Genomic DNA, 12,701 nt, shown 5'->3' with positions numbered 1-12,701 from the left:
TGCGATTAAGCCTGTCCGGGGTGATGCGGTTTTCCTGCCAGGTAGGCCGCGCGGAACCGATCGAAATGGTGAGATAGCGCCTCTGCCGCCCGCCGATCGCCCGCCTGCGCCAGCAGCGCCGCGGCGACTTCAGCGGTACAGTGCTGTCCTTCGCCGTGCGCCTCACGCAGCGTATAGCGCGAAGGCGTGCTGACATCCAGCGACATCACCGGCAGGGCATCGAGCCAGGGACTTTTGCGAAACATCTTGCGCGCTTCGGTCCAGGTTCCATCCAGCATAATAAACAGCGGCGGCTTGCCGCTGATGGGCGGCGTTGTCAGCACCTCGCGACCGGGATCGGCATAGGAAGCCGGGAAGACGACCAGCGGCTGATAATCGGGATTGCGCACGGCCGCCAGCAGCAGCGGATCCGGCTCGGTGCGTGACCAGCCAAACGCCTGGGTTTCCGGCAGAATATCGGCAATCAGACGACCGGTGTTACTCGGCTTCATTGGCTCGGTATCAAACATCACCAGACAGAAGCGACTATGGGCAGACTGCGGCACGATCTGGCTGCAGAGGCAGTTGGCCTCTGGCAGCAGGCAGCTCTGGCAGCGAATGACCCGATTTCCGCGCGCGAGGAAAGGACGGGTGGCACGGGCCAGGCGTTGGGTGCGCAAGCGCAAAACAGCATTATCAGACATGAGTATTCAGGGCAGGAAAAACGTCAGTGTAATCGAAGCGCAGATGAAAAGGAAAAGGCCAGACTGGCTGGCCTTTGAAGTTTAGAGTGATTCGTCAAGCCATTCGTTAAACGGCGCTTTGGGCATAGCACCGTTCAGCATGTCGACCCGCTCGCCATTTTTAAACAGCATGATGGTCGGGATGCTGCGAATGTTGAAACGGGCGCTCAGGGCGGGCTCCGCTTCGGTATTCACTTTAATAAAGCGGACCTTGCCGCTGCGTTCACTGGCGACATCTTTAAAAACCGGCGCAAAATTGACGCAGGGGCCGCACCAGGGCGCCCAGAAATCGATCACTACCGGCAGATCATCCTGCAGATATTTGTCAAAGTTGGCGCTGGTGGCATTCACCACTTCGCCATCGAACAGCTCATTTCCACAGCGACCACATTTCGCCACGTCGGCAAGGCGTTCGTCAGGAACGCGATTGGTTGCCTGACATGAAGCGCATACCGTATTCATAGGAACCTCTGATGTTGAAAAGTGTCAGTCTGGTAATAGTTGTCCATTATGAAAGGGGGCGGATTTTCGCTCAATCTGGATTGCTCTATAGGTTCAATAGTTGATAGCTAAGCGCCAGCACATCAGGTAATCTGCGCGCTCTAAATGCAGGAGGAAGACATGAACGACGAATATAAAGGCAAGAGCGGCAAAGTTAAGGTGATGTACGTGCGTGGCGAGGACGATAAAAGCGCGCGCGCGCCGAATCCTCGTACAGGCAAAGGTGGTCACTCTGCTGCCCGCCAGGATGATAATCGTCGTTCATCTGGCCCCCGCACTGAACGTACTCAGGAAGGCGGTCGCTCCGCTGGTCGTCGCGGTGACGACACCGGTCGCAGCAGTTCACCGCGTCGTGATGAAGGCGGACGTGGCGCACCACGCCGTTCAGACGATGGCGCAGGTCGCCGCAACGATCGTGGTGATGACAGCCGCGGCGCCTATGGCAGCAGCGACTCCCCGTGGCGCACCGTGTCACGCGCACCATCCGCCGATCGTGCGTCATCGCCTGAGAGCGATAAGCCGGATCACGGCGGCATCAGCGGCAAGAGCTTCGTCGATCCTGAGCAGATCCGCCGTCAGCGTAATGAAGAGACCCGCGTCTATGGCGAGAACGCCTGTCAGGCGCTGTTCCAGAGCCGTCCGGAAGCGATTGTTCGCGCCTGGTTCGTGCAGGAAGTCACACCGCGTTTCCGCGAAGCGCTGCGCTGGCTGGCGGCTAACCGCAAAGCCTATCACGTGGTAGAAGATGCTGAGATCACTAAAGCATCAGGTACAGAGCATCATGGCGGCGTCTGCTTCCTGATCAAAAAGCGTATGGGCATGGCGGTGTCTGAATGGCTGAGCCAGGCAAATACGAAAGATTGCGTACTGGCACTGGAAGATGTCAGCAACCCGCATAACCTCGGCGCAATTATGCGCAGCTGCGCGCACTTTGGCGTAAAAGGTTTGCTGGTGAATGACGCTTCACTGCTGGAGTCAGGTGCAGCCGTACGTACCGCAGAAGGCGGCGCTGAGCATGTGCAGGCGATCAGCGGCGCAACCTTCAGCGAAGGTCTGGAAGCGTTCCGTAAAGCGGGTTACACCATCGTGACCACCTCCAGCCATCAGGGCACGCCGCTGGCGCAGGCTCAGCTGCCGGAGAAAATGGTGCTGGTGTTAGGTCAGGAGCGTGAAGGTCTTTCTGACACCGCGTTCAAACAGGGTGATATGAGCCTGTCGATTGGCGGCACCGGTAACGTGGAAAGCCTCAACGTCTCTGTCGCAACCGGCGTACTGCTTGCCGAATGGTGGCGTCAGAACGCATAAAAAAACGGGCCGAAAGGCCCGTTTTGCTGTGTAACATCAGTGCGCGCCACCACCACCACCGCCTGCCCCAAACGGCGGACGGGCAAACCAGATCAGCACCAGCAGGATTAAAAACACCCCCGCCGACGCCCAGAAGATTTCATTCGCTGAAATAATCAGCCCCTGATTGGTAATCTGCTGCGCGATATAAGCTGACGCCTGCTGCTGCGTCATCCCCAGGCTCTCCAGCTGGCTATACATCTGCTGTGAATTGACGTTATACGGGGTGACCGACTCCGTCAGATAGCTATGATGCATCGACTCGCGGTTCGTCCACATGGTGGTGGTAATCGACGTTCCCACTGAACCGGCAAAGGTTCGCATAAAGTTCGACAGGCTGGATGCGGCGGCCATGCGCTCCGGTGGCAGTCCCGACAGCGTAATGGTGGTCAGCGGCATAAAGAAGCAGGCTACGGCAAAGCCCTGGATAAACTGCGGCCAGGCTGAGGCACCAAAGTCCATGCCCGGTTCAAACGTATACGCGCGCCAGTAGAAGCAGACGGCATACATAATGAAGCTGAACGTGACCAGCCGTCGCATGTCGAGCTTATGCGCAAAGCGACCAATAATCGGCGACAGGATCACCGGCAAAATCCCCACCGGCGCAGATGCCAGACCCGCCCAGGTTGCGGTGTAGCCGTAGACCTCCTGCAGCAATTGCGGCAACAGGACTATCGAGCCGAAGTAAAGCATATAAGCCAGACTGATCGACAGGCAGCCAATGGTGAAGTTGCGCGATTTAAACAGCGACAGGTCGATGATCGGGTGATCGTCCGTCAGCTCCCACACCAGCAGCACTGACAGCGCAATCACCGCCACGACCCCGAGCACGATAATCTCGGACGAGTTAAACCAGTCAAGCTCCTTTCCGCGGTCCAGCATCACCTGCAGACAGCCGATCCCCACCACCAGCAGCACCAGACCGACCATATCGATCGGCCGGATTTCTGTTTTGGTTTCCCGGCCACGCAGGGTCTGCAGCGTCAGTATGACTACTGCCACACCAATGGGCACGTTGATAAAGAAGATCCAGCCCCAGTGGTAGTTATCGCTGATCCAGCCACCCAGTATCGGGCCACAGATCGGCGCAACAATCACCGTCATCGCCCACAGCGACAGCGCAACACTCCGCTTGGCCGGGGGATAGTTGTTGAGCAGAAGACTTTGCGACAGCGGAATCAACGGACCCGCGACGATCCCCTGAATGACGCGGAAAAAGATCAGCATCTCCAGGCTATCTGACATGCCACACGCCCAGGAGGCGATAGCAAACAGAATGGTCGACCAGGTGAAGAGCTTCACTTCACCGATGCGTTTTGCCAGCCAGCCGGTCAGGGGGATCGAGATCGCATTGGCGACGCCAAACGAAGTGATCACCCAGGTGCCCTGAGAGTTCGACGCCCCCAGGTTCCCGGCAATGGTGGGGATAGCCACGTTGGCGATGGTCGAGTCCAGAACCTGCATGAACGTCGCCAGCGACAGCGCAATGGTCATCAGGACCAGCGGCATCCCTTCAAGCGGTTTTTGTGCCATTACAGACTCCGCGTTTTCATCCGGCGTTGGCGCGGACGATATCGGTGATCAGCTGATTGACCGGCGCAAGGTCAATCGCCAGCGCGTTGCTGCTGTAAGCGGCCTGCTGACGGGCGCTGGTGGCGAGCGCGCTACCCTCTTTGCTAGTGGTATCGATTTTAACCAGCGTGGAGAGGCCGATGCGCAGCGGATGTCTGGCGATATCGTCCTGATTCAGTTCGATACGAACCGGCAGACGCTGAACCACTTTAATCCAGTTACCGGTGGCGTTCTGTGCGGGCAGCAGAGAAAAGGCGCTGCCGGTGCCCATATCCAGCCCCACGACTTTACCCTGATAAACCACTTCGTCACCGTAGATGTCGGCGACCACGGTGGCAGGCTGACCGATACGAACGCCTGCCAGCTGCGTCTCTTTGAAGTTCGCATCAACCCACAGATTGGTGGCAGGCACGACAGCCAGCAGCGGGGTACTGGTAGAGATTTGCGAACCGACCTGTACGCTGCGACGGGAGACAAAGCCATCCATCGGGCTGCGGATTTCGGTGCGCTGCAGCGCCAGCCAGGCGTCACGCAGCTCAGCCGCGCTCTGTTGCACGGCAGGCTGATTCTCCAGCGAGGTGTTGAGGATCATCGCCTGATTCGCATTGTATTGCTGAATGGCTACGTCCAGCTGCGCTTTGGCCGTTGCCACGGCGTCACGGGCGTGCTGCAACTCTTCACGGCCAATCAGATTAGCCGCACCTAATGGCTCACGACGTTTCAGGTCGGCTTCTGCCTGCGCCAGCGCGGTCTGCTGCAGCGTAATGCTGGCCTGATACTGTTTGCCATTAATCATCAGCTGATGCGTCTGACGCACGCTGGTGGCCAGTGCCGTCTGCGCTTTTTCAAACGCCTGCTCGGCATCGGTCTTATCGAGTGACACCAGCACATCGCCTTTTTTGACGAAATCGGTATCTTCAAACCAGACTTTATTCACGCTACCGGAGACCTGGGCCATCACCTGCACCTGATTACCTGCAACGTAGGCGTCATCGGTTTCCTGAAAATGGCGCAGGACCAGGAACCAGTAAACGCCCCAGGCAATACCAATCAGCACAAAGATCAGCGCCAGCACAATGAGCACGCTTTTGCGCTTCTTCTTTTTGCTGGCTGACGGTTGCGGGCTTTGTGCTTCTGCCGTTGGACTCATGACTTTCTCCACGTTTTCCATTTAGTCGGGCGGCAGAAATCCTTTTCTGCCAGCGCCCGAGTCGAAAAAGCCAGCGACTGAGCGCTGGCCAGATAAAAAAGGAAATTAAAATAACGATTTCGACAGGTGATTGTGTCGCACTTATTGCTATTAGCGGGACAGCGAGGCGATCAGCTGATCTTCATCCATTTTATCAAGACGATTAAGCAACTTACGTGTGATGCCTTCGAGCTGAGACTTCTCATCGACTGACAGCGACGACCAGAGGTACTGCAGGCTCTGATGCTGAGGTGGCAGCAACTGACGCAGGAACTCCATCCCTTTATCGGTCAGATGCAGGTGCAGGCAGCGACGGTCGTGATCGCTTTCGCGACGCTCAATCCAGCCGCGCTTTTCCAACTCATCAGCAATGCGCGTGGCATTGGTGCGTGAAGAGCCAAGGGCAGAGCTGAGCTCAGAAGGCTGAATGCTGTGATTTTCCTGCGCATCCAGTGTAATCAACGCCATAAACAGGGTCTCATTAATACCCTGTGCTTTCAGCATCTTATTGCGGTTGTCCAGCAGTTTACCCTGCATATGCATACAGAGACGCGTCAGAATAATTTCCTGCAACGGAAAATCCTTATGGCGATTGGCACGGATGTTTAGCATCTGCTCAATGGGAGTAAACGAACTTTCCATTAAAAAAAACCTCACTAATTGCAACTTGTATAATAACTATGGTGACAGGCTAAGCGTAGTCACTTTTTGGCAGGTGGTCGCTGACAGACTCGCACGCTGCACCATCAAAGGTATTCCAGGCCATTCCCTGGCCTTGGGTCAAAAACCCGTACGCCCGGCGGCAGCCGCAGTGCCGGGACGTTATCAAAAAGGGGGCAAATTTAATAATATCGCGAGGAAAAATAACTGAAGTGAATAGGTTTGTTACTAACCATAACAAACCTAACCATTTGTGACCAGACCAATGCACTGTCCGGACAGACTTCAGTTAATTTTTTCCGGCTCAAAGCGCGATCCGCCCGCCCAGATCAGCAGATTCACCAAAGTCAGTAACGCGCCAGCGATACAGACACCATACCAGCCCGCAAGATGGTAAGCGGTAGCGGAGAGCAGCGAGCCCGCCGCACCGCCGATAAAGTAGCTGGTCATGTAACCGGCATTCAGACGGTTCCGCGCCTCCGGCATCTGTGCATAAATCACGCTCTGATTGGTGATATGAACAGCCTGTACTGCCAGATCCAGCAGCAGGATGCCGACGATCAGCGGCACAAGCTGCTCTGCACCCCACGCAATGGCGGCCCACGACAGCAGCATCAGCAGCAGGCCCAGTCGGGTCGTCAGCTTCGCTTTACCTTTGTCGGCCAGTGAACCCGCCTGACGTGCGGCCAGCGCACCCGCGGCACCGACCAGGCCCAGCAAGCCAATTTTGCCTTCTGAGAAGTGATAGGGCGCGCCGGAGAGCAGAAACGCCATTGAGGTCCAGAGCAGGCTGAAATTGGCAAAGGAGAGACAGCCGGTCCAGGCGCGTGTGCGGATCACCCGATTACCTGCATACAGACGAAAGATGGACGCCAGCAGTTGCGGATAGCTCATGGGCACGGACTGTTTAACGCGTGGCAGCGATCGCCACAGCGCCAGCGCCATAATCATCATCAGCAGGCTGGCGGTCCAGTAGACGGTGCGCCAGCCGCCAAGCTGTGCCAGGCCGCCTGCCACGGTACGCGCCAGCAGAATCCCCAGCAGCAGACCGCTCATTACCGTTCCGACAATTTTACCGCGCCGCTCCGGCTCAGCGAGCGTGGCGGCCAGCGGCACCAGAATTTGTGCGGCGACCGAAAACAGGCCGGTCATGACCGTGCCCAGCAGTAAAAAGAGGAACGTGTGCGACAGGGCGATAATCACCATGCCCGCCGCAGCCAGCAGCATCATCGTCACAATCAGGCTGCGTCGTTCAAAGCGATCGCCCAGCGGCACCAGTAACAGCAGACCGCAGGCGTAGCCGAGTTGCGCCGTGGTGACAATAAACCCGGCGAGGCTAACGGAAAGATCAAATTGCTGGGCGATAGTGTTGAGCAGTGGCTGAACGTAGTAATTACTGGCTACGCATAGGCCGGTTGCTACCGACATCAGCATTACTAAAGCAGGCGTCAGACCCTGGCGAGTCGCATTCATAAACAGCATCGGTCGCTAATAATCATTTGAGGTTAATAATAACTCAAAAAACTATTTCACACGCATGTTTATTAACAGGCCATACCAGTCATAACAAGAGGTTTAAACCACGGTAGAGGATTTACGGGTGACGTTATGCGAACAGGCTCAGGAAGCATACGCCTTTCGCAAAGATGCAAAAGATGCCATCCATGGCATGCTCAGCGCGGGCGATTACGCACCTCATCGCTGAGGTGCGCCCGTTGCCGGGCCAACGCGTTGCGTTGTTCAAAAACACTCCCGGCGTTTTTGTCCCTGGCCCGCTATGCTTTGCTACAGGCGTATGCTCCCATCGCTTTGAGTTTTGGTGCCGTCTGAATGAAGAAACGCTTTCAGATCAGGACGACCTGCCCGACTATCAGAAATTCCAGTCCTCGTCTTCGGTTTCGACCGCTTTGCCCATCACATAGGAGGAGCCTGAACCGGAGAAGAAGTCGTGGTTCTCGTCGGCGTTGGGCGACAGCGCCGACAGAATGGCCGGATTCACCGCCGTCAGCTCCGCCGGGAACAGCGCCTCATAGCCCAGATTCATTAATGCTTTGTTGGCGTTGTAGTGCAGGAAGGTTTTTACCTCTTCCACCCAGCCGACATCACCATAGAGCGCTTCGGTATAGGCCACTTCATTTTCATACAGCGCCAGCAGCAGATCATAGGCAAACTGCTGCAGCTCTTCGCGACGCAGATCGTCAGCGCTGGCCAGTGCCTGCTGATATTTGTAGCCGATATAGTAACCGTGCACCGCTTCATCGCGGATAATCAGGCGAATCAGGTCTGCGGTATTAGTCAGCTTGCCCCGGCTTGACCAGTACATCGGCAGCCAGAAGCCGGAATAGAACAGGAACGACTCCAGGAATACGCTGGCGATCTTCTTCTTCAGCGGATCATCGGCCCGGTAGTGCTCCAGGATAATGCGCGCCTTGTTCTGCAGCGGCGCATTCTCTTCACTCCACTGGTAGGCGGCATCCACATCCTGCGTGTTGCACAGGGTTGAGAAGATCGAACTGTAGGAGCGGGCATGTACCGCTTCCATAAAGCTGATATTCGACAGCACAGCCTCTTCGTGTGGGGTAATCGCATCCTCCATCAGTCCCGGCGCGCCGATCACGTTCTGGATGGTGTCGAGCAGCGTCAGGCCGGTAAAGACCCGGATGGTCAGCTGCTGCTGCTGTTTATCCAGCGTCTGCCAGCCGGGCAGATCGTTGGAGAGTGGCACCTTTTCCGGCAGCCAGAAGTTGCTGGTGAGACGATTCCACACCTCAAGATCTTTATCATCCTGAATGCGGTTCCAGTTAATGGCCTGAATCTGTTTGAGTTTCATCGTGTTCATTACAGGGAGCAGGAAACGCAGCCCTGAACCTCCGTGCCCTGAAGCGCCATCTGACGCAGTCGAATGTAATAAAGCGTTTTGATGCCTTTTTTCCACGCGTAAATCTGCGCTTTGTTGATGTCACGGGTGGTGACGTCATCGCGGAAGAACAGCGTCAGCGACAATCCCTGATCGACGTGCTGCGTTGCTTCTGCGTAGGTATCAATAATCGCTTCCGGCCCAATCTGATACGCATCCTGATAGAGGTGAAGATTCTCATTGGTCATAAATGGCGCGGGATAGTAGACGCGGCCGGTTTTGCCCTCTTTGCGGATCTCGATAGGGGAGACAATCGGATGGATGCTGGAGGTGGCGTGGTTGATGTAGGAGATGGAACCGGTCGGCGGGATTGCCTGCAGGTTCTGATTAAACAACCCGTGCTGCATCACCGCATCACGCAGCGCCTGCCAGTCTGCCTGAGCTGGCAGCGTCAGTCCGGCATCGGCAAACAGTTGAGCTACCCGTTCAGTACGCGGCAGCCACGCGCGCTGCAGATACTTATCGAAATAAACGCCGCTGGCGTAGTCCGAATCCGCAAAGCCGTCGAAGGTCTGCTGATGCTCCTGCGCCAGCTGATTAGAGGTGCGCAGCGCATAGTAAGTGATGCAATAGAAGTAGAGATTGGTGAAATCCAGCGCTTCCGGCGAACCGTAGGCGATGCCTTCACGCGCCAGATAGCCGTGCAGGTTCATCTGACCCAGGCCAATGGCGTGCGAGCGGCGATTGCCTTCGGCGATGGAAGGCACCGAGCCGATCTCGCTCATCATCGATACCGACGTCAGGGCGCGAACGGCCACATCCACGGTGCGCGCCAGATCGCGCGAATCCATAGCGTGCGCAATATTCAGTGAGCCGAGATTACAGGAGATATCTTTGCCGACGCGGCGATAGCTGAGATCGTCGTTGTACTCGCTGGCGCTGTTCACCTGCAGGATCTCAGAGCAGAGGTTGCTCATATTGATGCGACCGGCAATCGGGTTGCTGCGGTTCACGCTGTCCTCATACATGATGTAGGGATAGCCCGACTCAAACTGAATCTCGGCCAGCGTCTGGAAAAAATCACGCGGCTGAATATAGGTTTTGCGGATGCGATCGTCCGCCAGCATCTCGTCATACTTTTCACTGATGCTGATATCACCAAAGGCCTGACCGTAGATCCGCTCCACGTCGTAAGGCGAGAACAGCGCCATCGGTTTATTCTCTTTCGCCAGCTGGAAGGTGATATCGGGGATCACCACGCCCAGCGACAGGGTTTTGATGCGAATCTTCTCGTCGGCATTTTCGCGCTTGGTATCCAGAAAGCGGAAGATATCGGGATGGTGCGCATTGAGCCACACTGCGCCAGCGCCCTGACGTGCGCCAAGCTGATTCGCATAAGAGAAGGCATCTTCCAGCATTTTCATCACCGGGATCACGCCCGACGACTGATTTTCTATGCGCTTAATCGGCGCGCCGGACTCTCGCAGGTTGGACAATAAAAAGGCGACGCCGCCGCCCCGTTTTGACAGCTGCAGTGCCGAGTTCACGGCGCGACCAATCGACTCCATATTGTCTTCGATACGCAGCAGGAAGCAGGAGACCAGCTCACCGCGCTGTTGCTTGCCGCAGTTCAGAAAGGTGGGGGTGGCAGGCTGGAAACGGCCGCTGAGGATCTCCTCCAGCAGCGCCCGCGCCAGCGTTTCATCGCCCTGAGCCAGCGTCAGCGCCACCATGCAGGCGCGCTGTTCGAAAGTTTCCAGATAGCGTTTGCCATCAAAGGTCTTTAGCGTGTAGCTGGTGTAGTACTTCCAGGCACCGAGAAAGGTTTTGAATTCGAATCCCCGCTTCTCCGCCACCTCATGCAGCGCAAGCAGGAAGTCAAAGTCGTACTGGTTCAGCACGTCCGCTTCGTAATAACTCTCCGCCACCAGATAGCGTAAACGCTCAGCGTTGCTGGCGAAGGAAACCGTATTGGGCTGTACATGCTGCAGATAAAACTGACGTGTCGCTTCGCGATCCTTGTCGAACTGGATGCGGCCCTCCGTGTCATAGAGGTTCAGCATGGCATTAAGGGCGTGATAATCGAGCGTCACGCCGTTGAGGGTATCTGTTGTTGCCAAAATTGGGTTACTCCCGCTTTAACTTTCGCAATATCGTCAGGCGTTCCCATCAGCTCGAAGCGGTAGAGGCAGGGAACCTGACATTTTTTTGCAATGATGCTGCCCGCCAGGCAGTAACCGGCACCGAAGTTACGGTTGCCGGCCGCGATCACGCCACGAATACTGCGCCGGTTCGCTTCATCATTAAGAAACTGAATCACCTGACGGGGCACCGCACCGCGACTGCTGCCACCGCCATAGCTGGGCACCACCAGAATATAGGGCTGGTCGATATGCAGCGTCTCCCGGGCATCCAGCGGGATGCGCCGGGCGGGCAGGCCGAGGCGTGTCACAAACCGGTGGGTGTTTTCCGACTGGCTGGAAAAATAGACCAGCGGGAACATGCGGTTAGCCTCCGACAGCGGCAAGCTGGCGCAGCGTGGCGATCTTGTCCGGGCGGAAGCCGCTCCAGTGATCGTTATCTGCCATCACCACCGGTACCTGGCGGTAACCCAGTGTTTTCAGGTTATCAATCGCATCCGGCTGGCTGTCGAGATTGATGAGTTGATAGGCGAGACCCTGACGGTCCATCGCATTTTTGGTCGCCGTACACTGGACACAGTTATCTTTAGTGTAAATAATAATGCGCATGATTCGTATTTCCCTCTGTATGCGGTTCTGATGCCCGGAAATAAAGCTGATGCAGCCTGTTGCGGCCTTCATTCGGGCAGGCATCTGGTGTCGTGCTGATGAGGTAAATACTAGATGTAGTGGTTTGAGGGGTCAAGCCCACCAGATATAGGGTTTTATGATTTGCATTTGCGCAACTCAGGCAAAGCCAGCAGGGATGCGCCCTGCCGCCAGGAAAATTTTTTTTGTAAATGACGCAGGCCGGAAAAAGGGCAAAAAAAAGCCCCGCACGGGGCAGGGCTCGGGGGATTTTTTGTACTTAGCGGCGTGAAGCCAGCAGTATACCCACTACGATACCAAACGCGGCACCGACACCGACACCGTGCCATGGTTTGTCATGCACGTAGGTATCAACCTGTGCACCAGCATCACGTGCAACCTGAGATACGCGGTTGCTGCCACCGTTCAGTTTAGAGCGGGTCTGCTTCAGCAGTTTCTCTGCCTGACTGCGGGCAGAATCCACTTCGTCTTTGGCGTCACTGCCATAAGATTTCAACAGCGCTTCGAGTGAATCGGCCAACTCATTTACATCCTGATTGATATCAATGTCATCGTTTTTTACAGTGCGATTAAACATTTTTTAGCTCCCTTTGATTTAAAAACGTAATACTAGTGTAGACGACCTTTTGATAAACGAGACGCGGGAGTGTTCTTTAGGGAAAATTCCGAATGCCCACTCTGTCATGCTGATGTAAGGTTGCGAAGCTTTTGAAAGAGGAGAGGATCGAGCATGTATTTACGACCAGATGAGGTAGCGCGCGTACTGGAAAAAGCGGGTTTCGAAGTCGATGAAATTACTCCACGGGCCTATGGCTATCGCCGTGGTGAGAACTACGTTTATGTGAATCGCGAAGCGCGCATGGGGCGCATGGCTTTAGTGATTCACCCGACGCTGAAAGAGAAGAGCCAGCCGTTCGCTGAACCTGCTTCAGAAATGAAGACCTGCGATCACTACACCCAATTCCCTCTCTACCTGGCGGGTGATTCACAGGAACATTACGGCATCCCGCACGGATTCAGTTCCCGCATGGCGCTGGAACGCTATATTCAAAGCGTTTTCGGCTAAC

13 protein-coding genes are annotated in these 12,701 nt (G+C 55.9%); 2 read left to right on the top strand and 11 right to left on the bottom strand.

What is annotated here, in order from left to right; all coding sequences use genetic code 11:
* Positions 1 to 5: 5 nt before the first annotated feature.
* Positions 6 to 683, bottom strand: coding sequence for a tRNA-uridine aminocarboxypropyltransferase (locus AC6I8C_RS14610; protein ID WP_497822889.1), 678 nt, complete (start codon positions 681 to 683; stop codon positions 6 to 8).
* 81 nt (positions 684 to 764) lie between these two features.
* Positions 765 to 1,184, bottom strand: coding sequence for a thioredoxin TrxC (gene trxC / locus AC6I8C_RS14605; protein WP_013358802.1), 420 nt, complete (start codon positions 1,182 to 1,184; stop codon positions 765 to 767).
* A 159-nt stretch (positions 1,185 to 1,343) separates the two neighbouring features.
* Here trxC and AC6I8C_RS14600 point away from each other — a divergent pair, with 159 nt between their 5' ends.
* Positions 1,344 to 2,528, top strand: a complete 1,185-nt coding sequence (locus AC6I8C_RS14600) for a tRNA/rRNA methyltransferase (RefSeq protein WP_033733581.1) — start codon at positions 1,344 to 1,346, stop codon at positions 2,526 to 2,528.
* Between the two features lie 36 nt (positions 2,529 to 2,564).
* Here AC6I8C_RS14600 and emrB read toward each other — a convergent pair whose 3' ends face one another.
* From emrB to AC6I8C_RS14555, 9 genes are all read right to left on the bottom strand, one after another.
* Positions 2,565 to 4,100, bottom strand: coding sequence for a multidrug efflux MFS transporter permease subunit EmrB (gene emrB, locus AC6I8C_RS14595; RefSeq protein ID WP_135907811.1), 1,536 nt, complete (start codon positions 4,098 to 4,100; stop codon positions 2,565 to 2,567).
* A gap of 16 nt (positions 4,101 to 4,116) precedes the next feature.
* Positions 4,117 to 5,289: a multidrug efflux MFS transporter periplasmic adaptor subunit EmrA gene (gene emrA, locus AC6I8C_RS14590; protein WP_497822888.1), complete on the bottom strand. Its 1,173-nt coding sequence runs from the start codon at positions 5,287 to 5,289 to the stop codon at positions 4,117 to 4,119.
* A 150-nt stretch (positions 5,290 to 5,439) separates the two neighbouring features.
* Positions 5,440 to 5,970, bottom strand: a complete 531-nt coding sequence (gene mprA, locus AC6I8C_RS14585; RefSeq protein ID WP_003850381.1) for a transcriptional repressor MprA — start codon at positions 5,968 to 5,970, stop codon at positions 5,440 to 5,442.
* Between the two features lie 303 nt (positions 5,971 to 6,273).
* Positions 6,274 to 7,461 carry an MFS transporter gene (locus AC6I8C_RS14580; protein ID WP_497822887.1) on the bottom strand — a complete coding sequence of 396 codons (1,188 nt, stop codon included), beginning with the start codon at positions 7,459 to 7,461 and terminating at the stop codon, positions 6,274 to 6,276.
* Between the two features lie 397 nt (positions 7,462 to 7,858).
* Positions 7,859 to 8,818, bottom strand: coding sequence for a class 1b ribonucleoside-diphosphate reductase subunit beta (nrdF, locus tag AC6I8C_RS14575; RefSeq protein ID WP_135907814.1), 960 nt, complete (start codon positions 8,816 to 8,818; stop codon positions 7,859 to 7,861).
* An 8-nt stretch (positions 8,819 to 8,826) separates the two neighbouring features.
* The gene (nrdE, locus tag AC6I8C_RS14570) at positions 8,827 to 10,965 is read right to left on the bottom strand and encodes a class 1b ribonucleoside-diphosphate reductase subunit alpha (RefSeq protein ID WP_497822886.1); all 2,139 of its coding nucleotides are present in this window, start codon (positions 10,963 to 10,965) and stop codon (positions 8,827 to 8,829) included.
* Complete coding sequence (gene nrdI / locus AC6I8C_RS14565) at positions 10,935 to 11,348, bottom strand: class Ib ribonucleoside-diphosphate reductase assembly flavoprotein NrdI (RefSeq protein ID WP_497822885.1); 414 nt, start codon at positions 11,346 to 11,348, stop codon at positions 10,935 to 10,937. The genes nrdE and nrdI overlap by 31 nt, the downstream gene beginning before the upstream one ends.
* A gap of 4 nt (positions 11,349 to 11,352) precedes the next feature.
* The gene (nrdH, locus tag AC6I8C_RS14560) at positions 11,353 to 11,595 is read right to left on the bottom strand and encodes a glutaredoxin-like protein NrdH (RefSeq protein ID WP_033783939.1); all 243 of its coding nucleotides are present in this window, start codon (positions 11,593 to 11,595) and stop codon (positions 11,353 to 11,355) included.
* A 298-nt stretch (positions 11,596 to 11,893) separates the two neighbouring features.
* Complete coding sequence (locus AC6I8C_RS14555) at positions 11,894 to 12,211, bottom strand: DUF883 family protein (RefSeq protein WP_033733577.1); 318 nt, start codon at positions 12,209 to 12,211, stop codon at positions 11,894 to 11,896.
* Positions 12,212 to 12,364: 153 nt separating this feature from the next.
* Here AC6I8C_RS14555 and AC6I8C_RS14550 point away from each other — a divergent pair, with 153 nt between their 5' ends.
* Positions 12,365 to 12,700: a DUF2002 family protein gene (locus AC6I8C_RS14550; protein ID WP_003850360.1), complete on the top strand. Its 336-nt coding sequence runs from the start codon at positions 12,365 to 12,367 to the stop codon at positions 12,698 to 12,700.
* Position 12,701: the final 1 nt, after the last annotated feature.

Source organism: Pantoea sp. X-Soil-YNGN-844 (assembly GCF_059730595.1).
Note: the sequence above shows the minus strand (reverse complement) of the source record. Positions and strands in the feature narration are given on the sequence as shown.

Coding starts and splice junctions, on each gene's coding strand:
- AC6I8C_RS14610 (WP_497822889.1), bottom strand. CDS start 683: ATGTCTGATAATGCTGTTTTGCGCTTGCGCACCCAACGCCTGGCCCGT.
- trxC (WP_013358802.1), bottom strand. CDS start 1,184: ATGAATACGGTATGCGCTTCATGTCAGGCAACCAATCGCGTTCCTGAC.
- AC6I8C_RS14600 (WP_033733581.1), top strand. CDS start 1,344: ATGAACGACGAATATAAAGGCAAGAGCGGCAAAGTTAAGGTGATGTAC.
- emrB (WP_135907811.1), bottom strand. CDS start 4,100: ATGGCACAAAAACCGCTTGAAGGGATGCCGCTGGTCCTGATGACCATT.
- emrA (WP_497822888.1), bottom strand. CDS start 5,289: ATGAGTCCAACGGCAGAAGCACAAAGCCCGCAACCGTCAGCCAGCAAA.
- mprA (WP_003850381.1), bottom strand. CDS start 5,970: ATGGAAAGTTCGTTTACTCCCATTGAGCAGATGCTAAACATCCGTGCC.
- AC6I8C_RS14580 (WP_497822887.1), bottom strand. CDS start 7,461: ATGAATGCGACTCGCCAGGGTCTGACGCCTGCTTTAGTAATGCTGATG.
- nrdF (WP_135907814.1), bottom strand. CDS start 8,818: ATGAAACTCAAACAGATTCAGGCCATTAACTGGAACCGCATTCAGGAT.
- nrdI (WP_497822885.1), bottom strand. CDS start 11,348: ATGTTCCCGCTGGTCTATTTTTCCAGCCAGTCGGAAAACACCCACCGG.
- nrdH (WP_033783939.1), bottom strand. CDS start 11,595: ATGCGCATTATTATTTACACTAAAGATAACTGTGTCCAGTGTACGGCG.
- AC6I8C_RS14555 (WP_033733577.1), bottom strand. CDS start 12,211: ATGTTTAATCGCACTGTAAAAAACGATGACATTGATATCAATCAGGAT.
- AC6I8C_RS14550 (WP_003850360.1), top strand. CDS start 12,365: ATGTATTTACGACCAGATGAGGTAGCGCGCGTACTGGAAAAAGCGGGT.